Here is a 21,022-nt window from a genome sequence, read left to right on the forward strand (position 1 = left end):
ACACCGCAGTTGCCCGGGCCGCCTCCGGTGGAACCCTGAGCGTATGAGCAAGCCTGCGCTGATCGTCATCGACATGATCAACACCTACGACCACGAGGACGCCGAACTGCTGCTTCCCGCGGTGGAGCCGGTCGTGCCGGTCATCACCGACCTCCTGCGGCGCGCGCGGGAGCAGAAGGTCACGGTCATCTACGTCAACGACAACTTCGGCGAATGGCGCTCCCACCACGGCGAGCTGCTGGACCGCGCCCTGGCGGGCCCGCACGCCCGCCTGGTCGAACCCGTCAAACCCGACGCGGACTCCCTGTTCGTGCTGAAGGCCCGCCATTCGATCTTCTACGAGACACCGCTGCAGTACCTGCTTCAGCAACAGGGATTCGACCAGCTCATCCTCTGCGGCCAGGTGACGGAGCAGTGCGTGCTGTACTCGGCCCTGGACGCCCACATCCGACACTTCGACGTGATCGTCCCCAAGGACGCGGTCGCGCACATCCACGAGGATCTCGCGCGGGCCGCCCTGCGGATGATGGAGCGGAACATGGGCGCGCGCGTCTGCGAGAGCCACGAGATCCTCACGTGACAAGCCGCGCGGCGCCTCCGACCCGCCCCCCGGCGGCCGCCGGGGACCTCAGAGATCCAGGACGGCGCGCAGCGCGTTGTCCACGCTCTCCTGCTGCTCGGGGCCGATGTTGCCGTGGAACTTGCCGTTGTCGAAGCGGGCCGCGGCGAGCTGGAGCAGGTTCACGGCGACCACGGAGGCGTCGACCGGCGAGGTCAGACGCACGCTCATCGCCGTGTCGGGATGCTGGGCGGGGGCGTGCAGGACCAGCGCCAGGGCGGCCCCGTAGGCCTCCGCGAGCCCGTCCAGGCTGACGACGAGCACGGTTCGCACGCCTCTGCCGGTGTCGACGTCCCAGACGTCGCCCTTGCGCACCGTCACGCGGCGTCTCCCTCACCCTCGAGGTCGAGGGGGGCGATCTCGGCGAGCTTGCGGGCCGCGTCCAGCGTCATCTGCCGGCGGACGGCGCGCAGGATGTAGTCGTTCAGCGAGGGCGCGTCGGCGGCGGCCGCCCGCAGGGACTTGTCCATGGCATCCGGGATGCGCAGGGTGATGGCAGTCATGACGCCAACTTTAGTGGCACGGACGCCGTCATGCCAGCCACCACGACCTTCTCGCACTCCAGGACCCGGACCGCCGCCCGGCGCCGGCACCCGCGTCGGGACCCGCGCCCGGACCCGCGCCCGGACCCGCGCCCGGACCCGCGTCGGCAGCGTCCCAGCCCCGGCGCTGACGGAGTCGGCCGGTCAGGCGAGTGCCGAGGCGACGAGGGCGACGGCGCGGTCGTCGTCGTGGGCCAGCCGGCGCAGGGCCTCCCGCGCGGCGGTCCCCGGCAGCTCGACCAGCGCCTGGACGAGACGTATCCGCGTCGCTGTGTCCGCGGCGGGTGCGTCGAGTTCGTCGACCAGTGCGGTCAGGATGCGCTGCTCGCGCGCCGGGTCCCGGGACAGCGTGGCGAGGATTTCCGCCGCCTCGACGTCATGGGATCCCCGGACCACCATGTCGACGAGTACGGGCACCGCCGCGCTCGCGCCCCGCCCGCCCAGCGCCACGGCGGCGTGCCCGCGCACCGTCGCGTCGGGGTCGTCGAGCGCCTCCGTGAGCGCCGCGGTCGCAGCCGGGGTCTCGGGCATCACGGCGATCGCAGGCACCGCGCGCCGCCGGACCCGGACGTCCGCCGAGCGCGCGCCGTCGGCCAGCACCGCCGGCGCGTCACCGCCCGACCGGGCGAGCGCCCACCTCAGGGCGCCCGCGACGCCGGGGTCGGTTTCCGCCAGGATTGCCCTGGCCAGCACTTCGGCGGGAACCGGCAGCTGCTCCGGGCGGCTCAGGACGGCCTGCTGCCTGCGGGCCGCGCTGGTGGAGTCGAGCCCCTGCATGAGCTCGACGACGCGCAGGACGTCCTGCCAGCCGACCGGCGCCGAGGCGTCGATCGCCCGCAGCCGCTCGAGCAGTTCCCGCTCCCGCTCCAGGCGTTCCTCCGCCCAGCGGATGAGGTCGCCGACCAGAGCCGACGGTGCGCAGGCCGGGTCCTCGAGGAAGGCCGGGTCCTCGAGGGCACGCCCGATCTGCTTGAGCGAGAGCCCGAGGGACCGCAGGCTCTCGACGTGGAAGAGCCTGCGCACGTCCTCGGAGGAGTACTCGCGGTAACCACCGACGGTACGACCGCTCGGCCGCACCAGCCCGAGGGCGTCGTAGTGCCGGAGCATCCGGGCGCTCACGCCCGAGCGGCGAGCCACTTCGCCGATCAGCACGGCGCGCTCTCCCCGGGGGTCCCGGCCGGCTCGGCCGGCCCGATCGGCCTCGCGGCGCCCGCGGCCGCCGTCGCGGCGGCCGCGCTCCCTTCCGGGCCGAGTGCGAGGATGCGCTTCGCCTCTTCGACGGCCGCGTCGAACCCTGCCTCCGGGTGGTTCCGGAGCATCGCGGTGGCGCGGGCGTGCAGGGCCACCTCCGGATCGGAGTGGGCGGCAGCCCTCCGAAGGGCTGGTCCGGCCGCGTCGCCGAGGCCGACGAGGGCACGGCTCAGGCTCCGCCGCACGGTGCTGTCGCCCCGCCCGAGCTGCGTCACCAGCGCGTCGGCCAGGTCTTCCTTCCCGTCCTCGGGCACGAGGGCGACCGCGACGCGCCACGCGGTCCGGGCGACCTCGTCGTGGGCGTCGTGCAGCAGGCGGTGCGCGGTCCGGTCCCACGCGCTGCTGTCACCGATCTTGGAGAGCGTGTGCAGCGCCTGGCTGCGGGCTTGAGGATGCTCGGAGTGGAGTTCCCGCCGCAGCAGGGGCAGGGTGGACTCCGCCGCGAAGCGGGTCAGCGCCCACGAGAGCATGTCCCGCACGAAGAAATCCGGCTCGACCGCGCACCGCTCGACGAGTGCCTCCAGGACGGCCGGACGGGGATCGGAGCCGATCGCCAGGGCCGCCTGGAGCCGGACCGAGGCATTCTCGGCGCTCAGGGCCATGACCATGGCCATGGCCCTGGGGGTGTTGTGCGGGGTTCCGTCTGTCGTCTTGATCGGGACCACCTCCTGCACCCAGGGCACACGTTGACAACGTGTCAAGGTCAAGCCCCGGCCCCTGGCCGGCGGACCGACGCACCGCCGGCCCCGCCCTGGGCCGCCGTCGGCACCGACACCGGCACCAGCGCCGGAATCGAACGTCGGCTCACGGGGGCGCTCCGCGGTCGGCGTCCCCTCGGTGGGTGCCGGCCGCACCCGCAGGGGGACCGGGACGGCCAGGGGAGCAGCCCCAGGCACCTTGGCCACGGGCTCATGCGCCGGCTCCCGAGAGGGCTCCGTGCAGGAAGACCTCGACCAGCTCTCCGGGGGTCAGGTCCGGCTCGCCGTCGGTGCGCGGCTGGGTGAAGAGCAGCCCGAAGAAGAGGGCCGCGATCTGCTCGGGCGGGCGGCGCAGCGCGGCCCGCTCGGGCTCCAGCAGTTCCGCGAGGGCCGCGCGGACACGGGCCGTCGACTCCTCGCGGCCCGCGCCGCGCACCGTGCCGCGGTGCTTGCCGCCGTGGTGCCCGAGGGAGCCGAGGATCGCGCCCATCCTGGACATGTGCGCCTCCAGCGCTTCGGCCGCCTCCGCGAGCCGGCCGGGCAGCGGCTGGGTCACGTCGATCGCGTCGAGCTCGCGGATCACATGATCCGGGGAGAGCGCCTCGGCCACGCAGGCCTGCAGCAATTCGTCCTTGTCGGCGAAGACCCGGAAGATCGTGCCCTCGCCGATGCCCGCGGCGCGGGCGATCTTGGCGGTCGTGACCGCGGCGCCGTACTCGGCGATGAGCGGGATGGCGGTCCGGATAATCATTTCACGGCGCTGCTCGGGCGACATGCCGGGGGCGCGGCGGCGGGCGGTCCGGGCGGTCTGGTTCTCCTTGGCGGGCGTCATGACCGCGAGAGTACGGAGTGAGTGCTCACTCCGTCAATGAGTGAGGACTCACTCCGCCTGGTTTTCCGTCTGCTTTTTCGCCTGCTTCTCCCACGCTCGGCCGCTTGCCGGCGGCAGTCGGCGGATGCGTACGGAGGCGCGGCACCGTGGCCGCACGCGAACGGGGCGGGCCGGGATGTCAGGATGGGGGCATGACGACCAAGGTCTACTTCGACATCACCATCAACGACGAGCCCGCCGGGCGGATCGTGTTCAACCTGTTCGACGACGTGACGCCCAAGACCGCGGAGAACTTCCGCGCCCTCGCCACCGGCGAGAAGGGCTTCGGCTACGCGGGCTCCTCGTTCCACCGCGTCATCCCCTCGTTCATGCTCCAGGGCGGTGACTTCACCCGGGGCGACGGCACCGGCGGCAGGAGCATCTACGGCGAGAAGTTCGCCGACGAGAACTTCACCCTCAAGCACGACCGGCCGGGCCTGCTGTCCATGGCCAACGCCGGCCCGAACACCAATGGCTCGCAGTTCTTCATCACGACCGTCGTGACCGACTGGCTGAACGGCAAGCACGTGGTGTTCGGCGAGGTCGCCGACACCGAGAGCATGGACCTCGTCAAGAAGATCGAGGCCCTCGGCTCCTCCAGCGGCCGTACCTCCAAGAAGATCACCATCGCCGCGTCCGGTCAGCTCTGACGGATCGGCGGCCTGGTGCCCGCGCCACGCGCGGGCACCGGGCCACGCGCGGGCACCGGGCCGCGCGCGGGCACCGGGCCGTGATCCCGCTCCCTCGCGCCGTGCGGCGGAGGTCACAGCGGCACTGCGTCTCGCGCCGCGCGCCGGGGGGTGCAGCTGTCAGGACCTCCTCGTAGGCTGCGGTCATGACCGAGATCCACACCCCGTCGCCCCGCGAGGCCTACGAGCTGCTCATGGCCGGTAACCGGCGATTCGTCGACAGCGTTCCCGAGCACCCCAACCAGGACGCCACCCGCCGCACCGAGGTCGCACCGGCCCAGAGCCCCTTCGCGGTGCTGTTCGGGTGTTCCGACTCCCGGCTGGCCGCGGAGATCATCTTCGACCGCGGGCTGGGCGACCTGTTCGTGGTGCGCACCGCGGGCCATGTGCTGGGCAACGAGGTGCTGGGCAGCATCGAGTACGGCGTGGACGTGCTGGACTGCCCGCTGGTCGTGGTGCTCGGGCACGACTCGTGCGGCGCGGTCGGCGCGGCCTGCGCCGCGCTGGAGGACGGCATCGCCCCGTCGGGATACGTCCGGGACGTCGTCGAGCGGGTGACCTCCAGCGTGCTGACGGCGCGGGCCGCCGGACGGGTCGAGCCGGAGGAGATCCTCGCCGAGCACGTGCGGCACACCGTCGACCTGCTGATGGACCGCTCGCGGATACTGGCCGAGAACGTCGCCGCCGGCCGGACCGCCGTGGTGGGCCTGTGCTACCGGCTGGCCGACGGCAGCGCGCGTCTCGTCGCGGCTCGCGGCCTGGACGTGCCGGTGTCGGCCGTGTCCTGACCGCGCTCCCCGGTCGTCCCCGTGTCTGACCGCTCGCGGCCGATCGACCAACACCGTGTCCCGACCGCTCACGGCCGCTGTCGTGGCGTGCGACCGGACGCCGTTGAGGCGTGCGACCGGCCGCCGTTGGGCCGTGTGGCCGCCCGCGGCCGGAGGGTGAGCGGGGCGGCCGCGGTCCGGGTCACGCGGTGGGCCGGGGGCCCGCCGCGCGGCCGAGCCGGTTGGCGATCGCCAGGCCGAGCCCTTCCTCCTCCGGCAGTGACGCGACGATGAGGTCGCACCCGCGCTGGTCCAGCTCGCGAAGGAACCCGTACAGCCCGCGCGCGTAGTCGGCTCGCGAAGCGGGGACCGCGACCGTGGCGTGCGCCTGGACGGCGGTGTCCGCGTGGGAGGGAGGAAGCAGGACGCCCACCTTGTGCCCCAGGTCCTGCGCGAGCTCCGCCTCGGCGGCGACCTTCTCCGGTGCGACGAGGACGACCCGCGCACGCGGCGCGTAGTGCGACGGGTGCCGGCCGGGCACACGGATGCCGCTCGTCGAGTGGACCGCGAGCGGCTGCCCCAGGACCGCTTCCAGGTCCTCGCGCGTCACCCCGCCGGGCCGCAGGACGCTCGGCGTGCCGCCCGTGGCGTCGACGATGGTCGACTCGACGCCGACCGTGCAGGGTCCGCCGTCCAGTACGAGGTCGACGGCATCGCCGAGTTCCGCGCGGACGTGCTGGGCCGTCGTGGGGCTGACCGAGCCGAAGCGGTTCGCGGACGGCGCCGCGACGCCCCCGCCGAAGGCCGACAGCAGCGCGAGCGCCACGGGGTGGCCGGGCACGCGCACGGCCACCGTGTCCAGACCGCCGGTCGCCGCGAGGGAGACCCGGGGACCACGCCGCAGGACCAGCGTGAGCGGCCCCGGCCAGAAGCGCTCGGCCAGCAGGCGCGCCGTCGGCGTCACGTCCTCGACCCAGCCGCCGAGCTGCTCCACGTCACCGAGGTGGACGATCAGCGGATGGGAGGGCGGGCGCCCCTTGGCGTGGAAGACACGGGCCACGGCGTCGGCGTTCCCGGCGTCGGCGCCCAGGCCGTAGACGGTCTCGGTCGGGAAGGCCACCAGGCCTCCGCCGCGCATTACACCGGCCGCCTTCTCGATGTCGCTGTCCGTTGTCGTCACCCTCGTACACCTCTCGTTGTCGCTCTTTTCGCGCGTCCCGCGTCGCGCCCTCTCGTGCCCGGGCGGGAGCGCCGTGTCACTTGAGGGAACGTGGTTCTCGCCGTCGGGTTGCGGGTGCCGTCCCGCCTCGGGTCCCTCCCGGCGTGTGCCCGTCCCGGCTCCCCGCATGGCCCGCCGCGGACCCGCGGCTTAGCGTGGTGTGGTGGTGGCCAGGTTGACGGCGGTGAACGTGGGCATGCCGAAGGACGTTCCGTGGCATGACCGCACCGTGCACACCGGCGTGTACAAGCGAACGGTCTCCGGGCCGCGGATGGTGCGGCGGCTGAACATCGACGGGGACGGTCAGGGGGACCTGGGCGGCCACGGCGGTGAGCAGCGGGCCGTACTGGTGTACCAGCTGGATTCGTACCGCCACTGGCGCGAGGAACTGGGCCGGGACGACCTGGCGCCCGGGCAGTTCGGTGAGAACTTCACGGTCGAGGGTCTGCCCGACGACGAGGTCTGCATCGGGGACCGCTACCGCATCGGGGAGGCGGTCTTCGAGGTCACACAGCCCCGGGTGACGTGCTACCGGGTGGGGCTGCGGATGCGGGAACCCCGGATGCCCGCCCTGCTCGTGGCTCACCGCCGCCCCGGGTTCTACCTCCGGGTGATCGAGGAGGGCGAGGTCGAGGCCGGCCAGGAGATCGTCAAGATCTCCACCGGTCCCGAGGCCATGACGGTGGAGGAGATCGACGGAATCCTCTACCTGCCCGGCCACACGCGTGAGCAGGTGGAACGCGCGCTGCGGATCCCCGCGCTCAGCCCGGGCTGGCGGCAGTCCATGCGGGCGCTCCTGGAACAGGCCGACGGCGGGGCCGGCGCAGCCGGCGGCAGCGCCGGCCTGAACCCGGCCGCGACCGCCCCGCCGCCCGCCTGGCAGGGCTTCCGCCCCCTGACGGTCACCCGCGTCCAGCAGGAGAGCGACAGCGTGTTCTCCCTGTACCTGGCCGACCCCGACGGGTCCCCCCTGCCGGCGGCGCGGCCCGGACAGTTCCTGACGGTGAGGGTCCGGCCCGCGGGAGGGGCGAGCCCGCTGATCCGCAGCTACTCCCTGTCGGGCGAGCCCGGTACCGGCACGTACCGCATCAGCGTGAAGGCCGAACCCCACGGCGCCGCCAGCGCGGAGCTGCGCGCCCATGTCCGAGTCGGCGACCGGCTGGAGATCGCGGCACCGCGCGGCACCTTCTCCCTCGCCCCCGGCGACGGCCCGGTCGTCCTGCTGTCGGCGGGAGTGGGGGTGACGCCCGTACTGGCGATGCTGCACGCGCTAGCGCGGGACCGCTCCACCCGGCAGGTGCGGTGGCTGCACGGAGCGCGGAACGGCCGGGAACATCCCTTCGCCAAGGAGTGCCAGGACCTGATCGCCGCTCTCCCCCACGCGCGGTCGGCCGTCTTCTACAGCGCCCCGAGGGCCGCGGACCGCCGGGGCGTCGACTACACCCAGGCAGGGCGCCTGTCGGCCGATCGCATCCCGGAGCTCGGCCTGCCGACCGACGCCGACGCCTATCTGTGCGGCCCGGAGAGCTTCATGAACGGCCTCGCCGCCGGGCTCGTCGACTGGGGCCTGGACGCCGCCAGGGTGCACACCGAGATCTTCGGTTCGGGCGCTGCCCTGACCCCCGGGATCAAGGGCTCCGGGGCCGCTCCGGCTCCGCACCGGCCGGCGGGTCCGGTGGGCGGCGGACCCGAGGTCTCCTTCGCCCGCAGCGGCCTCGACGTCCCCTGGAACGACACGTACGAGTCCCTTCTCGAGCTGGCGGAGGCCTGTGCCGTCCCCGTCCGCTGGTCGTGCCGCACCGGGGTGTGCCACACCTGCGAACTGGCGCTGCTGGCCGGCGCCGTCGACTACTCCCCCGACCCCGTCGAGCCCCCGGCCGCGGGCAACGTCCTCATCTGCTGCTCCAGGCCGGCCGGCGCCGTCGTACTCGACCTGTAGCCGGGGCGGCTCGTGCGCGCCGCCCCGGCTCGCGGCCGGTCGCGTCAGCTTCCTCCGGCCCCCAGCGCGGTGAGCAGCACCAGCAGGACGGTGATCACGGCGAGCAGACCGTGGGCCATGACGACCGGCACCGGGAAGTGCTGTTCGGCCGGGACGGTGGCCTCGGCTCCGGGGCCGGCGGCGGTCGCGGCGGCGCCGGCCGTGGCACGGGCGCGATGGACGGGGATCCAGCGGGCCAGCATCACGAAGCCCAGCAGCGCCACGGGCAGCAGCAGGCCGAACGCCGTCCAGGCCAGCGCGGTGCTGTCGGTCACGACGTAGCCGATCCACACCACGAGACCGAGCGCGGCCAGGACGAAATGGCCGAAGACGGCGGGCGCGGGCAGACGGCTGACGCCGCTCTGCTGCTGGCGGACCCCGCCGCGCCGGATCCAGGTGCCGAGCATGTAGAAGCCGCCGAGAGCGGTGATCACCCAGGTGATCAGTGCGGCGATGTCCATGGGGAACTCCCGAGGGGGACGGTGGTGAAGGCGACCGGAGGACATCGGCCGTCCTGGTGGGTGGAGGTGCGCGCGTGCCGAGCGGGTCACTCGGCCGAGTGGCTGCCGCTCCGGCCGGGGCGGGGTGTGTATCCCTCGGCCTGGGTGTCCTCGTCGGCGACGCGTACGCCGTAGCGGTAGGCGAGCTTGCCGCCCAGGAATCCCGAGACCGCCAGGGCGGCGACGCTGACCGCGGACAGCGTAAGCTGCCCGAAGCCGACGCTCGCGCCGTCGGTGCGCTCGCCGTGGCGCCACAGGAAGTTCACGACGTAGGCGGCGGTCACCAGCAGGTTCAGCGTCATGTGCACCAGTGCGGTGCGATGGGCCGGGGTGCCGGCCGGAATGGCGAACAGGTCGAGGAATCCGACCGTGGCCGCCAGCAGGGCGCCGATCACGCCAACCGCCACGAGCCATTCGGACGACTGGGTCAGGAAGCCCGGACGGTGCACGACATGGGATGCGATGTCGAAGACCAGGCCGGTCACCCAGGCGCCGATCGGCACGGTCACCAGGATCGGGTGGAACGGGTGGCCGTACGGGCCGGCGAGCGAGGCGCTGACCGGGTGCTTCGCCTGAAGGTGTGACTTGCCGATCATCGCGGCCTCCTCGTCGCCCCTGCCCTTTCACCAACAAATCTTGGTCTTATTGGAGAGGGGCGTCAAGACTCTGAGCCCATGACGAGTGAAGAACATTTGTGCCTACAGGAGTGGGCGTTATCGGGGGGCGTGCATCCCGCCGCTTCCCGCTTCGTTTACACTGGAACGAGCGAAGGGGAGTAGTCCTGCAACACCGCTGGTCGACATACTGGACGGTCATCCGTCCCGGCCACCGGGCCGCGGCGCACCGAGGCGGACGAGACCTTCGGCCACGCATGACCCTGCCCGCGCGCACCGTGCGGGCGGATCCGTCGTGCCGAGCCGAACGGTTCCCCGCCGCCCCCGCCCTGGGTGCTGGAAGAACAGTCCGGCCCGGCCCCAGCAGAAAGCCTCAAGGATGACTCTCGACCCCCTGGCGATCCTCACCGCCTTCGGGCTGATCTTCCTCGCCGAACTCCCCGACAAGACGATGTTCGCCTCACTGGCCATGGGCACCCGCATGCGCCCGCTGTACGTGTGGTTCGGCACGTCCACCGCGTTCATCGTCCACGTGGCCATCGCGGTCGGCGCCGGCAGCCTCATCGGCCTGCTCCCCGCCATGGCCGTCAAGCTGGTCTCCGCGGCCCTGTTCGGCTTCGGCGCGTTCGTCCTGCTGCGCGACGGCGGCGACGACGGGGACGACGAGGCCGGCACCCGGACCGTCACCGGATTCTGGCCCGTCTACACCACCGCCTTCATGGCCGTGTTCATCAGCGAGTGGGGCGACCTCACCCAGATCACCACCGCCAACCTCGCCGCCACCAACGGCTGGCTCTCCACCGCCATCGGCTCCGCGGCGGCCCTGATGTCCGTGTCCGCCCTCGCCCTGCTCGTCGGCCGGTTCATCGCCAAGCGCGTCCCGCTGAAGATCGTGCAGCGCGTCGGGGGGCTGTGCATGGCGGGCCTTGCCGTCTGGATGCTCGTCGAGGCCTTCACCGTCTGACCCGCTTCCCCGCCCCTTCCCCGCCCTTTCCACGCCCCTTCCCCGCCGTCTGCCCGCCGCCGGGCGCCCCGCCGCGCGACCACCGCGCGGCGGGGCGCCCGGCGGCGCGGTCGTCGGCCCGGCGTCCTCCGCACCCCGCCGCGCTGCCGGAGGGGCAGGTCAGGCGTTGGAGCCGCCGTTGGTCCGGCGCTGTCCGCAGCGGCCGCCGTGCCAGTCCAGCACCAGGGTGGTGGCGTCGTCCGGCAGATGTCCCCCGCACGCGTCGTACACCGCGGTGGTCAGGGCCCGGACCACTTCACGGGGATGTTCGTCGCGGGTGGCGCCGATGAGGCCGGGCAGGTCGACCGAGGCGGCACAGCGTTCCTGCATGCCGTCGGTGACCAGTACCAGGCGGTCACCCGGCTCCAGCCGCAGCCGCTGCACCTGGTAGCTGACCGGGGCCGGCACCCCGAACGGCAGGTTCACCTTCAGGGCCAGCTCCTCCACACGGGTGCCGCGCAGCCGCAGCGGCCGGGGATGGCCGGCGTTGACCAGCCGGCACACGCCCGTGTCCAGCTCGATGCGCAGCAGCTGGCCGGTGGTCATGCCGCGGATGTTGTCGGTGATCGCCTGATGGGCGGCATACGCCTGGTCGAGAATGCCGAGGCCGGCCCGCCGGGCCCCCCGCAGGGCGTTGACGGTCAGCGTGGCCAGCAGCGCGGAGGCCGTGTCGTGCCCCATCGCGTCGGTGACCGACAGATGGAGGGTGTCCCGGTCGAGGGCGTAGTCGTAGGTGTCGCCGCCGACGTCGTCGGCCGGGGCGAGGCCGCAGGCCAGGGTGAACTGGGCCGCCTCGCAGCAGGGCGCCGACGGCAGCAGCTGGTGCTGGATCTCCGCCGCCAGGCTCACGGCGGTGGTGCGCCGCCCCGAGTGGTAGAGGTCCGTGAAGCGGCGGTCGGTCACCACTATGTACGCCAGTGCGTGCGCGGCCTCCACCACCGCCTGACGGACCGCGTCGTCCGCCTGCGGCACCACCATGTCCAGCACACCGATGCAGTCACCGCGGTTCGTCACGGGCGCGACCAGCCGGCATGCGCCGTCCTCGTCCTCCTCCTGGTGCAGACGCTGGGTGCGCAGCACCCGGTCGTACACGCTCCCCGCCAGGCCGATCCGCTCCGCCCGGCCGGACATCTCGCCCGCCGCGCCGGTTCCGGGCAGCCGCACCACTTCCTGGCCGAGGATGTCGACGAACCAGAACGACACCTCCGTCGCCGAGAACCGCTTCTCCAGGTTCCGGGCCACCACGTCCACCGACTCCACCGGCGCGGCGTCCTCGGCCGCCCGCAGCACTTCGTCCAGCCCCAGACCGTCATCACCGACCACAACCGCCTCCCCGCTCCGTCCTCACCCGGCTTCCCCCGCACCGCACCTGATACGCGCGCTCACGTGGCGGCCGGCGGGGAGGGGCACCGGCCCGTACGCCGGCGTCGATCGGGCGGCCGGCCGTCTGCTGTCGGCGAATACGCCTGGCCGCGCGGTGATCTCCCCTGCTTGGGTGCCGGTATGGAGATCCTGGTTCTGGGCGGAACGGCGTGGGTGGCTCGTGAGCTGTCGCGACAGGCGGTCGAACGCGGCCAACGGGTGACCTGCCTGGCACGCGGCCGGAGCGGAGAAGTCGCGGACGGAGCGGAACTGGTCGTCGCCGACCGGCGCGATCCGTCGGCGTACGAGCCCCTGCGCGACCGCGTATGGGACGCGGTCGTCGAGGTGTCGTGGCAGCCGGGCTTCGTTCGTGGCGCGCTCGACGCGCTGGGCGGCAAGGCCGGGCACTGGGCGTACGTCTCGTCCGGCAACGTCTACGCCTCCCACGCCACGCCGGGGGCGGACGAGTCCGCGGCCCTGCTCGCCCCGACGGACCGGAGCGAGGCCGGCCGCGAGTCGTACGGCGAGGCGAAGGTCGCCTGCGAGCAGGCGTCGGCGGCCGCCGTGGGCGACCGCCTCCTCGTCGCACGGGCCGGGCTCATCGGCGGCCCGGGCGATCACAGCGGGCGCTCCGGCTACTGGGTCGCCCGCGCCGCACGCGACCGGCGAGGGCCGATGCTGGTCCCGGACACACCGGCGATACCCACCCAGATGGTCGACGTGCGGGACCTCACCTGCTGGCTGCTCGACGCCGCCGAGGCGGGAACCACCGGCACCTGCAACGCGGTCGGCCCGGTCGTTCCGTTCGAGGAGTGGATCGCCCTGTCCCGTGCCGTCGGCGGGCACACCGGTCCGGTGGTCACCGCCGCGTCGGCGTGGCTGCTCGCTCAGGGCGTGGCCCAGTACATGGGGCCCGAGTCGCTGCCGATGTGGCTGGTCGAGCCGGGCTGGGAAGGATGGTCGGCCCGGAACGGCTCCGCGGCGCGCGCCGCGGGGCTGCGCCACCGGCCCGCGGCGGAGACGCTGGCCGACACGCTGCGCTGGGAACGCGGGCAGGGACTCGACCGGGAGAGGCTCGCGGGCCTCAGCGCGCGGCGCGAGCGCGAGTTGCTCGACGCCCTGGACGCCCTCGGCTGAGGGTGCTGGACCGGTCACGCGGGGCCCGAACGCGACACGGCCCAGGCCCGCCCGGGTGGGGAGGAGCCCCTGTTGTGCGACATCCCGTGAGTTCCCCTGAGCCCCGCTGAGTCCCTGGGCCCGTGGCCAGCGGGTTCTTCCTCCTTCGTGTGCTCTGCCGGCTTGTGACGTAACTTCGGGATTCTTGAAGCGTTCTCATCTCGTCCGACGGATTCGCAGTCGGGTCGAAGGTGAGGAGGCTCGGGTTGGCGACGCTGGCAGTCGTACGGGAGCTGCGCGAGCACTGGGCGCCCGCGTCGGCTGAGGAGCTGGAGCGGTTCGAGACCGATGTGCTTGTCCGGGTTCGTCCTCGCGCGGGCCTCAGCAGGGCTGGCGGACGGCACCATCCGCGGGGACGTCGGTCACCTGCGCGACGGCGGCCCCCGCAGCCTCCCGCGACGGGAAGGCACGGTCTGGCTCTACCTCAACCGAGTCCGCCCGGCCCTGCTGGAATGGTCGAACCCCTACGACCACCTGCGGGAGGTGACCCGCGACGACGTCCTCACCTACGTCAAGACACTGCACGGCCACCAGCGCCACGACCAACTCGTCGCCCTGCGCTCGCTGTTCACCTGGGCCAAGCGGAACGGGCTGATCTTCCGCAACCCCACCAGTCGGATCAAGGCCGGGCAATACGAGTACGCCGTGCTGCAACCGCTCGTCCCCGAGCAGGTCGACCGCTCCGTCGCGGCGGCCACCACCCCGGCGACGCGGCTCATCCTCGCCCTCGCAGCGGTCCACGCCGCCCGGGTCGCCCAGATCGCCACCCTCATGCTCGACCAGCCGCGCCAGTAACCACTGGATCAGCGCCGCGATGCGCGGGCAGGACGCGACGCTGGAACGGCTCCGCGTCGACCGCCAACTCGAAGAGGCCATGACCCACGGGCCCGACCCGCTCCACCTCGCCGAGGTGTTCGGGCTCGACGAGAAGACCGCGATGCGCTACGCGGACTCCGCACGGGCGCTGCTGCACCAGGCCGCTGAACAGCCACTTCAGTGAGTCTGCTTGACCGGTCCACGCCTTTGCTGAGGATGCGCACGCGAGGCACAGTCAGCATCCGGGGCCGATCGGCGGAGACGACGTCAGGGCGAGGGCGGCGTTCCGCAGCTGGGCCGCCCATGTCTGCTGGTCAAGCCCCAAGGTGTACTCGATGCAGCAATCGCATTGCGGGATCAGCGCCACGAACGATTGCTCCGCCTCGGTCTCGACCTCCGTCTCCCACCAGTCGTCGGTCGCCAGGTCGGCGGGAGTTATCTCTCCAGCGATGAGTCTCGCCGCCATCCGGCGCAGAGCGTGGCGCCGTGCCAGGCCCCGACCCGGCAGCCCGATCCCGGACTCGGTAAGTGCTTGCTCGAACGCTTCGCGAATATCGCGGGCATCCGCGTTGCGAGGCCAACCGGCGAGCTCGCACAATGTCGGGGTGTCCAGTCCGGCTGCGAGCGCCTCAGCAGCGATCATCGGCAGATCCTCCGGGTGTATCTCATCCGCCTGATAACGACACGCCACCTCACCCAGAGATGTGAGCCCACTCTGCACAGAGGTTTCCGGTTCCGGTGTCGTTCCTTCTGCTCTCATGACTTCTACGGTGGCAGCACCGTTTTCAGGGAAGGCACCCAGGGGTGGGCCCGCTCGACACCCACCCCGCGTGTTCGCATGAACCCGGGGCACGAACCCACGAGAACATGACCGTCCGCCCTCGGGTTCCCACGGAAAGTCCTTCAGTTTCCGTGGACTCGCGGGCCTCAACGGCCTCGGGGAACATCGGTACAGCGGTTAACGCTAAGCCGGTGATCGTGGCGTCTAGCACAGGTGGCAGGCCGGGCGGCGAGGTTCGGCGGAAGATCCCTCGGCTTCGGGCGCCACTAGCTTCGCGCTCATGCCAGTGGAGTTCCTGACCGACGAACAGGCGGCGTCGTACGGCAAGTTCAACGAGGAGCCGACCCGGCCGGAGCTGGAGCGGTTCTTCTTCCTGGACGACGAGGACCGCAAGCTGATCGCGAAGCGGCGCGGGGACCACAGTCGGCTCGGTTCCGCTCTCCAGATGTGGTGTGTTAACTGCACCAGTGCCTCCGATCATGGAGCGAGATGATCTCCGCCTGCAAGGAAGAGTGTGTTGCAAGACCTGCATCGCCAGCTGATCGAGGGCCGGGCCGATGTGCCGCGCGTCGGCTCGGTCATCGAGCTGGAATCTATACCTCGGTACACCGTTCTCGACGCTGACGGAGCCGCCGTCGCCCCGTCCTTCCGTACCTCCGCAGCCTGATCCTGGACGACAACCGGCCGTTGACCGCCAAGAGTTACGCGTACGATCTGCTGCGCTGGTACCGGCTGTTGTGGTTCCTCGGCATCCCGTGGGAGCGGGCGACGGAGGCAGAAGCGTCCGCGTTGGTCGGATGGCTCCGGGTCGCCCCGAATCCGCAGCGCCGCCGACAGCTACGGCCGGGGCCCGCTCGTCAACCCGGTTCCAGGGTCACGGGCACAGCGCCGGGCCCTCGCTCACCGGGCCCCGGACAGCGCAGTCCCTCAATTCCGGCGGGCCAGACTCCGCCAGCGGGTCCGGCGGACCGATCCCCGCTCGATTCCCGACTCGATGTGGGACGAGTTCTTCGGGGCGATGACCTGCGACCGTGACCGGGCTGCGGTCCTGTTCTACGTCTCCAGTGGCTCCCGCGCCAGCGAACTCCTCGGGGTCACCCCGGGAGACATCGACTGGGCCAAGCAACTGATCTGGTGATCACCAAAGGGACCGACGACCGCGAGGCGGTCCCGGCCAGCCCGCAGGCGCTGACGGTCCTGGCCGCATACCTCGACCACATCGGGCTGCCGCCGGCCGACGAGCCGGTTCTCCGCACCCGCCGAGGCCCGGACCGGCCGCTGACCTACTGGGCGATGCGGCGCGTGATCCAGCGCGCGAACGAGAGACTCGGCACGAACTGGACCCTGCACGACGTGCGACACACCGCCGCGACCCGGATGGCGAACGACCCCAACCTCACCCTCGCCCAGGTCCGCGCGATCATGCGGCACACCGACCTGGCACCACCGGCCGCTACCTCAATGCCCGAGTCGAGGACCTTTTCGACGCGCTGCAGGCCCACTACAACCGCCCGCGGGTGCAACGGACCTCCACCGCGACTTTCACCCCGGGAACGTGCTCTTCACGGGAACCGGGCCCACGCTGCGGATCATCGGTGTCGTGGACTGGGTCGAGACCTCGTGGGGACCTGCCGACCTGGACGTGGCGCACTGCTCGACCGCGCTCGCGCTGCTGCACGGGCCGGCGTACGGGCTGGACTTCCGCGAGCGGTATGAGGCACACGGCGGCCGGGACCCCGCCGACGACCCCGACCACCTGTACTGGCGGCTGCTGGACGCCCTGCACTACTGCCCCGACGCGGCGAAGCTGGCCGGGCCGTGGCGTGATCTGGGGCGGGACGATCTGACGTCCGAGGTGCTGGGAGAACGGCTGGAGGCGTACGTGGACGGACTACTGCAACGATACGGCTGACCAGCCCTGGATCACTCGCCTGACACCGACCCCGAGGAGGCGCGCGCATTGGCCGCCGTAGTGCTCGTCCATGGCCTGTATCACTGTCCCGAACACTTCGCCCTGGTGACAGAACTCTTGCGGACCGCAGGAACCGAGGTCGTCGTTCCCGAGCTCCACAGGGGCTCATTGCCGGCTGACACAGCCGCGGTCCAGGCTGTCATCGACTCGCTGCCGGAGCCTCCGACCGTGCTCGGTCACTCCTACGGCGGGTCAGTGATCACCGGGGTGCGTGGGGCGGGACACCTGGTCTATCTGGCGGCCTTCGTGCCGGATGTCGGCGAGAGCGCGGCCGGTCTGGGTGGCGCGTCCCCGCAACTCCAGGACGCAATCAACCCTGAACCCGACGGCTCGACCAGCCTGCACCCCGACCGGGCTGCCGACACCCTCTATGGCGACTGTCCCGAACCTCTCGCCGCTTGGGCGGCTGGCCTGCTGCGTGCGCAAGCCTCCGGCTGCGGGCGAGGCGTCCCGGAGCGGCACAGCTGGAAACACACTCCCTCCACCTACGTCGTCTGCGCGCAGGACCGGGCCATCGACCCGGTCCTGCAGTGGAAGATGGCCTCGCGCTGCACCGACGTGCGCGAGTGGCAGACGGGCCACTCCCCGTTCGTAGGACGGCCCGATCTCGTCGCTGAACTTCTGCAGGAACTGCTCGCCGCCGATACCCCGCGCCAGCCAGATGAAGGGGTCACAACTGCTCGTTAATGTGGCAGGTACAGGCAGCTGTGTGATCAGGCGGTGGACTTGGCCGCGATCCTGGTGAGCAGCTTATCGCGCAGGGCAGGCCACTCGTCCGCGAGCACGCTGTAGTACAGCGAGTCACGGCGCGTGCCGTCCTGGCGGATCATGTGGCTGCGCAACGTCCCCTCGTACACGAGTCCCAGCCGTGCGAGGGCCTGCTGGGAACGCACGTTGAGGTTGTCGGTGCGCAGGGCAATCCTGACCAGGCCCAGATCATCGAAGGCGTGCCCGAACAGCAGCAGCTTGGATTCGGCGTTGTAGGGGCCACCCCAGCACGAACGATCAAACCCGGTGGCGCCAATCTCAGCACGCCCTTCGGCAAGATCAAGCGCATACAGGCTGGTCGAGCCGACCACCGCCTCGTCCGCCAGGCGTTGAACCGCGAAGCACCGTCGGGCCGGATCCTCCAGCATCTCGCCGATCAACGCCCGCGTCTGTATCAGAGAGTCGGGGCGGGGGCGGGGCGTCCATCGCCATACCTCGGGATCCGACGCAGAAGTGAACAACGCTTCGGCATGGCTGACGGACAGCGGGATGAGGCGGACGGCGCGGCCCAGGAGAGAGTCGTTACTCACCACTGCACCGTAGCTCCGGGATCACTGTCTTACAGCCGAGTTGATGATCAACGCTGCCTTCGATCGACCTTGGTCTTCGGCAGCACCCCACTCCCCTCGTATGCTCGGCCTCCGCCTTCAGGATTCGCCTGACTTGACTTTGGTGCAGAGAAGCACCGTGCGCTATATCGGCCGGTTCCTTCCGGATGACCCGCTCGACGTGCCGTGGGTCGTGATCCAGCACCTGGCCGAGCTGCTCGGCATCGAGGACGTCTCGTGCGTGAAGCGGTACACCGAGCGCAAGCCGACGGCGTACGAGCACGCGTGGGAGATCCGGGACGCCTACGAGTACCACGAGTACGAGGATGCGGAGTGGTCGCGGCGGTTCCGCACCTTCCTGCACGGGCGGGCGTGGACGCACGCCGAGGGGCCGGTGGCGCTGTTCAACCAGGCGGTGGGCTGGCAGCGCCGTCACCGGGTGCTGCTGCCCGGAGTGTCGGTGCTGGCCCGGCAGGTGTCGGAGGCGCGGAAGGTCGCGGAGAAGCGGCTGCACGCCACGGTCGCGGGGGCCGCGCGGCGGGCGGACCCGGCGCTGCCTGGTGACCTGGTGGCGACGCTGAAGACGCCGGAGGGCTCCCGGTTCTCGGAGCTGGAGCGGCTGCGCCGGCCGCCGACGCGGACGACCGGCACGGCGTTCGCCCGCGCGCAGGAGCGGGTGGACGAGATCGGCGCGTACCGGCTCGGTCGGCTGAAGTTGTCGCAGATCCCGCCGAACCGGATGGCAGCGCTGGCCCGGTACGCGCTGGGGTCGAAGGCGCCGCTGCTGGAACGGGCGCCGGAACCGAAGCGCACGGCGATGCTCACCGCAGTGATGCGGCACCTTGAAGCCAAGGCGATCCATGAGGCCCTTGATCTGTTCCAGGTCCTCATGGCCACCCGGCTGTTGAACACGGCGAAGCGGAAGACGGAGAGGGAGCGGCTGTCCACACTGCCGCAGTTGGAGAAGGCGTCGCGCACGCTCGCACGGGCGGCGAAGGTGCTGTTCGAGGAGCTGGAGCTGTTCGAGGAGCACGGCGCGGACCTGGACGTGGCCGCGCTGTGGGCGGTGCTGGAGGAGGTCGCCCCGCGCGCCGCCGTGATGACCGCCGCGGCCACGGTGGTCTCGCTGGTGCCCGAGGACGAGGGGTCGGCCGAGGTCGCGATGCGGGCCGCGCTCGCGAACCGGTACGCGACGGTGCGCCCGTTCCTCCCGTTGCTGGGTGAGTCGAAGGCACTGGACGCGGCGAGCGCGGGCAGGCGGGTCCTGGCCGGGGTCCGGGGTGTTCCGGCGTTGGCGCGGCGGAAGGTGGGCGTCAAGCCGCTGCTGCCGCGCGAGGTGGACGACAAGCTGGTGCCGCCTGTCTGGCGCAAGGCGGTGTACGCCAACCCCGGTCTGCCCCAGGGTGCGGTGGAACGGGACGCGTACGTGGTGTGCGTGCTGGAGCAGCTGCACCGGGCCCTGAACAACCGCGACGTCTTCGCCTCGCCCTCGCACCGCTGGTCCAACCCGCGGGCCCGTCTGCTGGACGGGCCCGACTGGGATGCGGTCGAGGAGGACGTGCTGGCCGGGCTGAGCCTGGACAGGCCCGTCGAGGAGCACCTGGCGGAGCTGGTGCGGGGCCTGGACGCAGGGTGGAAGCAGCTCGCCGACCTCCTGGAAGAGGCGGGGCCGGCGGCGAAGGTCTCCATCGAGGTGCAGGACGACGGGCGGGTGAAGCTGAACGTCGACAAGCTCGGCGCGCTCGGCGAACCGAAGTCCCTGACCTGGCTACGCAAGCGGGTCGAGAAGATGCTCCCGAAGATCGACCTGGCGGACCTGCTGTTCGAGGTGAACGCCTGGAGCGGCTTCCTGGACGCCTTCGTGCACCTCGGGGACGGCACCACCCCGGTGGTGAACCCCGCCCATGAGGCGCTGACCCGGGCCCGGCTCGTGCACGTCGACCAGTACTACCTGCGGGCCGACACGATCGCCGCAGCGAACGCGCGGCTGATCGCCGCCCAGGCCGAGGTGCCCATCGTGAAGTTCTGGGGCGAGCGCCTGCTCGCCTCGGTCGACGGACTGCGGTTCGTCGTCCCCGTCCGGACCGTCAGCGCGGCGCCGTCACCGAAGTACTTCGGGTTCAAGCAGGGCATCACCTGGCTCAACGCAGTAAACGTCCAGGTCGCGGGCATCGGGCAGATGGTCGTCCCCGGCACCCCGCGCGACTCCCTGCACATCCTGGACGCGCTGCTGAACCTGGACGGCGGGGTCAAGCCGGAGATGGTGGCGACCGACAACGCCTCCTACTCCGACATGGTGTTCGGCCTGTTCAAGATCCTCGGCTACAACTTCAGCCCGCGGTTCCGCGACCTGGACGACCAGCGGTTCTGGCGGGCCACGATGCCCGGCGTCGAGACGGGCACGTACGGCGCCGTGGAGGACCTGGCGCGCAACCGCGTGAACCTGAACAAGGTGATCACGCACGGGCCGGACATGCTGAAGGTCGCCGGCTCCCTGGTCACCAACCAGGTCCGCGCCTACGACCTGCTGCGCATGTTCGGACGCGACGGCCGCCCGACCCCGCTGGGATCAGCGTTCGCCGAGTACGGGCGCATCGCCAAGACCGAGCACCTGCTGCGGGTGGTCGACCCGGTCGACGACACCTACCGCCGCCAGATGAACCGGCAGCTCACCGTGCAGGAGTCCCGCCACAAGCTCGCCCGGGACGTGTGCCACGGCAAGCGCGGCACCATCCACCAGGCGTACCGCGACGGTCCGGGCGTTGTGGGGGCGTTGGGGGGCGTTGTGAGGGGCGGCTCGGCGGTGGGACGATGCGGTCGCCGTGTCAGTGCGTCGTACGGGGAGTGT

General features: G+C 71.7%; 21 protein-coding genes and 4 pseudogenes. 14 read left to right on the forward strand and 11 right to left on the reverse strand.

Features of this window, described 5'->3' with window-relative positions; genetic code table 11:
* Positions 1-43: 43 nt before the first annotated feature.
* Positions 44-580: a cysteine hydrolase family protein gene (locus ACI2LW_RS06415; protein ID WP_404730009.1), complete on the forward strand. Its 537-nt coding sequence runs from the start codon at positions 44-46 to the stop codon at positions 578-580.
* A gap of 48 nt (positions 581-628) precedes the next feature.
* Here ACI2LW_RS06415 and ACI2LW_RS06420 read toward each other — a convergent pair whose 3' ends face one another.
* From ACI2LW_RS06420 to ACI2LW_RS06440, 5 genes are all read right to left on the reverse strand, one after another.
* Complete coding sequence (locus tag ACI2LW_RS06420; RefSeq protein WP_404730010.1) at positions 629-940, reverse strand: hypothetical protein; 312 nt, start codon at positions 938-940, stop codon at positions 629-631.
* Positions 937-1,122 carry a hypothetical protein gene (locus ACI2LW_RS06425; protein WP_404730011.1) on the reverse strand — a complete coding sequence of 62 codons (186 nt, stop codon included), beginning with the start codon at positions 1,120-1,122 and terminating at the stop codon, positions 937-939. The genes ACI2LW_RS06420 and ACI2LW_RS06425 overlap by 4 nt, the downstream gene beginning before the upstream one ends.
* Before the next feature lie 183 nt (positions 1,123-1,305).
* Positions 1,306-2,313 carry a MerR family transcriptional regulator gene (locus ACI2LW_RS06430; RefSeq protein ID WP_404730012.1) on the reverse strand — a complete coding sequence of 336 codons (1,008 nt, stop codon included), beginning with the start codon at positions 2,311-2,313 and terminating at the stop codon, positions 1,306-1,308.
* Positions 2,307-3,026: a HEAT repeat domain-containing protein gene (locus tag ACI2LW_RS06435; protein ID WP_404730191.1), complete on the reverse strand. Its 720-nt coding sequence runs from the start codon at positions 3,024-3,026 to the stop codon at positions 2,307-2,309. Before ACI2LW_RS06435 ends, ACI2LW_RS06430 begins: the two co-directional genes overlap by 7 nt.
* A 295-nt stretch (positions 3,027-3,321) precedes the next feature.
* Complete coding sequence (locus ACI2LW_RS06440; RefSeq protein WP_404730013.1) at positions 3,322-3,942, reverse strand: TetR/AcrR family transcriptional regulator; 621 nt, start codon at positions 3,940-3,942, stop codon at positions 3,322-3,324.
* Between the two features lie 191 nt (positions 3,943-4,133).
* Here ACI2LW_RS06440 and ACI2LW_RS06445 point away from each other — a divergent pair, with 191 nt between their 5' ends.
* Together ACI2LW_RS06445 and ACI2LW_RS06450 are read left to right on the forward strand one after the other, a co-directional pair.
* Positions 4,134-4,631, forward strand: coding sequence for a peptidylprolyl isomerase (locus ACI2LW_RS06445; protein ID WP_404730014.1), 498 nt, complete (start codon positions 4,134-4,136; stop codon positions 4,629-4,631).
* A 185-nt stretch (positions 4,632-4,816) separates the two neighbouring features.
* Positions 4,817-5,458 (forward strand): carbonic anhydrase, encoded by a 642-nt coding sequence (locus tag ACI2LW_RS06450; protein WP_404730015.1) that lies wholly within the window; start codon positions 4,817-4,819, stop codon positions 5,456-5,458.
* Between the two features lie 181 nt (positions 5,459-5,639).
* Here the strand turns inward: ACI2LW_RS06450 and ACI2LW_RS06455 are convergent, their stop codons facing one another.
* Positions 5,640-6,617, reverse strand: a complete 978-nt coding sequence (locus ACI2LW_RS06455; protein WP_404730016.1) for an L-threonylcarbamoyladenylate synthase — start codon at positions 6,615-6,617, stop codon at positions 5,640-5,642.
* A 280-nt stretch (positions 6,618-6,897) separates the two neighbouring features.
* On the opposite strand from ACI2LW_RS06455, the gene ACI2LW_RS06460 reads away from it, so the two are divergent.
* Positions 6,898-8,595: an MOSC domain-containing protein gene (locus ACI2LW_RS06460; protein WP_404730017.1), complete on the forward strand. Its 1,698-nt coding sequence runs from the start codon at positions 6,898-6,900 to the stop codon at positions 8,593-8,595.
* Positions 8,596-8,639: 44 nt separating this feature from the next.
* On the opposite strand, the gene ACI2LW_RS06465 is transcribed toward ACI2LW_RS06460, so the two are convergent.
* Together ACI2LW_RS06465 and ACI2LW_RS06470 are read right to left on the reverse strand one after the other, a co-directional pair.
* On the reverse strand, positions 8,640-9,095 hold the full coding sequence (locus tag ACI2LW_RS06465) for a hypothetical protein (RefSeq protein WP_404730018.1): 456 nt from the start codon (positions 9,093-9,095) through the stop codon (positions 8,640-8,642).
* Between the two features lie 86 nt (positions 9,096-9,181).
* Positions 9,182-9,730 carry a DUF2231 domain-containing protein gene (locus ACI2LW_RS06470; protein WP_404730019.1) on the reverse strand — a complete coding sequence of 183 codons (549 nt, stop codon included), beginning with the start codon at positions 9,728-9,730 and terminating at the stop codon, positions 9,182-9,184.
* Between the two features lie 397 nt (positions 9,731-10,127).
* Between ACI2LW_RS06470 and ACI2LW_RS06475 the strand changes: the two genes are divergently transcribed.
* Positions 10,128-10,712 carry a TMEM165/GDT1 family protein gene (locus tag ACI2LW_RS06475; protein WP_404730020.1) on the forward strand — a complete coding sequence of 195 codons (585 nt, stop codon included), beginning with the start codon at positions 10,128-10,130 and terminating at the stop codon, positions 10,710-10,712.
* Positions 10,713-10,871: 159 nt separating this feature from the next.
* On the opposite strand, the gene ACI2LW_RS06480 is transcribed toward ACI2LW_RS06475, so the two are convergent.
* Positions 10,872-12,074: a PP2C family protein-serine/threonine phosphatase gene (locus ACI2LW_RS06480; protein WP_404730021.1), complete on the reverse strand. Its 1,203-nt coding sequence runs from the start codon at positions 12,072-12,074 to the stop codon at positions 10,872-10,874.
* 180 nt (positions 12,075-12,254) lie between these two features.
* Between ACI2LW_RS06480 and ACI2LW_RS06485 the strand changes: the two genes are divergently transcribed.
* From ACI2LW_RS06485 to ACI2LW_RS06495, 3 genes are all read left to right on the forward strand, one after another.
* On the forward strand, positions 12,255-13,250 hold the full coding sequence (locus tag ACI2LW_RS06485) for an oxidoreductase (protein WP_404730022.1): 996 nt from the start codon (positions 12,255-12,257) through the stop codon (positions 13,248-13,250).
* Positions 13,251-13,583: 333 nt separating this feature from the next.
* Positions 13,584-14,084 (forward strand): hypothetical protein, encoded by a 501-nt coding sequence (locus ACI2LW_RS06490; protein WP_404730023.1) that lies wholly within the window; start codon positions 13,584-13,586, stop codon positions 14,082-14,084.
* A 19-nt stretch (positions 14,085-14,103) separates the two neighbouring features.
* Complete coding sequence (locus ACI2LW_RS06495; protein WP_404730024.1) at positions 14,104-14,289, forward strand: hypothetical protein; 186 nt, start codon at positions 14,104-14,106, stop codon at positions 14,287-14,289.
* Between the two features lie 51 nt (positions 14,290-14,340).
* Here ACI2LW_RS06495 and ACI2LW_RS06500 read toward each other — a convergent pair whose 3' ends face one another.
* A complete protein-coding gene (locus ACI2LW_RS06500) occupies positions 14,341-14,748 on the reverse strand; it encodes a hypothetical protein (protein ID WP_404730025.1) in 408 nt (135 codons plus the stop codon).
* 418 nt (positions 14,749-15,166) lie between these two features.
* On the opposite strand from ACI2LW_RS06500, the pseudogene ACI2LW_RS06505 reads away from it, so the two are divergent.
* The 5 genes and pseudogenes from ACI2LW_RS06505 to ACI2LW_RS06525 all read left to right on the forward strand — a co-directional run.
* A pseudogene (locus ACI2LW_RS06505) lies at positions 15,167-15,334 on the forward strand (DUF4158 domain-containing protein); the annotation flags it as partial.
* Positions 15,335-15,880: 546 nt separating this feature from the next.
* Entirely contained in the window at positions 15,881-16,024 is a 144-nt protein-coding gene (locus ACI2LW_RS06510) for a hypothetical protein (RefSeq protein ID WP_404730026.1), read from the forward strand.
* Positions 16,021-16,266: pseudogene (locus ACI2LW_RS06515) on the forward strand (site-specific integrase); the annotation flags it as partial. The gene ACI2LW_RS06510 and the pseudogene ACI2LW_RS06515, both read left to right, overlap by 4 nt.
* Positions 16,267-16,411: 145 nt before the next feature.
* A pseudogene (locus tag ACI2LW_RS06520) lies at positions 16,412-16,798 on the forward strand (phosphotransferase family protein); the annotation flags it as partial.
* A gap of 48 nt (positions 16,799-16,846) precedes the next feature.
* Positions 16,847-17,545: an alpha/beta fold hydrolase gene (locus tag ACI2LW_RS06525; protein WP_404730027.1), complete on the forward strand. Its 699-nt coding sequence runs from the start codon at positions 16,847-16,849 to the stop codon at positions 17,543-17,545.
* A gap of 26 nt (positions 17,546-17,571) precedes the next feature.
* Here the strand turns inward: ACI2LW_RS06525 and ACI2LW_RS06530 are convergent, their stop codons facing one another.
* On the reverse strand, positions 17,572-18,156 hold the full coding sequence (locus ACI2LW_RS06530) for a GNAT family N-acetyltransferase (protein ID WP_404730028.1): 585 nt from the start codon (positions 18,154-18,156) through the stop codon (positions 17,572-17,574).
* Positions 18,157-18,298: 142 nt separating this feature from the next.
* Between ACI2LW_RS06530 and ACI2LW_RS06535 the strand changes: the two are divergent.
* Positions 18,299-20,962, forward strand: a pseudogene (locus tag ACI2LW_RS06535) (Tn3 family transposase); the annotation flags it as partial.
* Positions 20,963-21,022 lie beyond the last annotated feature (60 nt).

The sequence above is a fragment of the Streptomyces sp. NPDC004065 genome (assembly GCF_044903565.1).
Classification (GTDB): domain Bacteria; phylum Actinomycetota; class Actinomycetes; order Streptomycetales; family Streptomycetaceae; genus Streptomyces.

Coding starts and splice junctions, on each gene's coding strand:
- ACI2LW_RS06415 (WP_404730009.1), top strand. CDS start 44: ATGAGCAAGCCTGCGCTGATCGTCATCGACATGATCAACACCTACGAC.
- ACI2LW_RS06425 (WP_404730011.1), bottom strand. CDS start 1,122: ATGACTGCCATCACCCTGCGCATCCCGGATGCCATGGACAAGTCCCTG.
- ACI2LW_RS06435 (WP_404730191.1), bottom strand. CDS start 3,026: ATGGCCATGGTCATGGCCCTGAGCGCCGAGAATGCCTCGGTCCGGCTC.
- ACI2LW_RS06440 (WP_404730013.1), bottom strand. CDS start 3,942: ATGACGCCCGCCAAGGAGAACCAGACCGCCCGGACCGCCCGCCGCCGC.
- ACI2LW_RS06445 (WP_404730014.1), top strand. CDS start 4,134: ATGACGACCAAGGTCTACTTCGACATCACCATCAACGACGAGCCCGCC.
- ACI2LW_RS06450 (WP_404730015.1), top strand. CDS start 4,817: ATGACCGAGATCCACACCCCGTCGCCCCGCGAGGCCTACGAGCTGCTC.
- ACI2LW_RS06465 (WP_404730018.1), bottom strand. CDS start 9,095: ATGGACATCGCCGCACTGATCACCTGGGTGATCACCGCTCTCGGCGGC.
- ACI2LW_RS06470 (WP_404730019.1), bottom strand. CDS start 9,730: ATGATCGGCAAGTCACACCTTCAGGCGAAGCACCCGGTCAGCGCCTCG.
- ACI2LW_RS06475 (WP_404730020.1), top strand. CDS start 10,128: ATGACTCTCGACCCCCTGGCGATCCTCACCGCCTTCGGGCTGATCTTC.
- ACI2LW_RS06485 (WP_404730022.1), top strand. CDS start 12,255: ATGGAGATCCTGGTTCTGGGCGGAACGGCGTGGGTGGCTCGTGAGCTG.
- ACI2LW_RS06495 (WP_404730024.1), top strand. CDS start 14,104: ATGCGCGGGCAGGACGCGACGCTGGAACGGCTCCGCGTCGACCGCCAA.
- ACI2LW_RS06500 (WP_404730025.1), bottom strand. CDS start 14,748: ATGATCGCTGCTGAGGCGCTCGCAGCCGGACTGGACACCCCGACATTG.
- ACI2LW_RS06510 (WP_404730026.1), top strand. CDS start 15,881: ATGTGGGACGAGTTCTTCGGGGCGATGACCTGCGACCGTGACCGGGCT.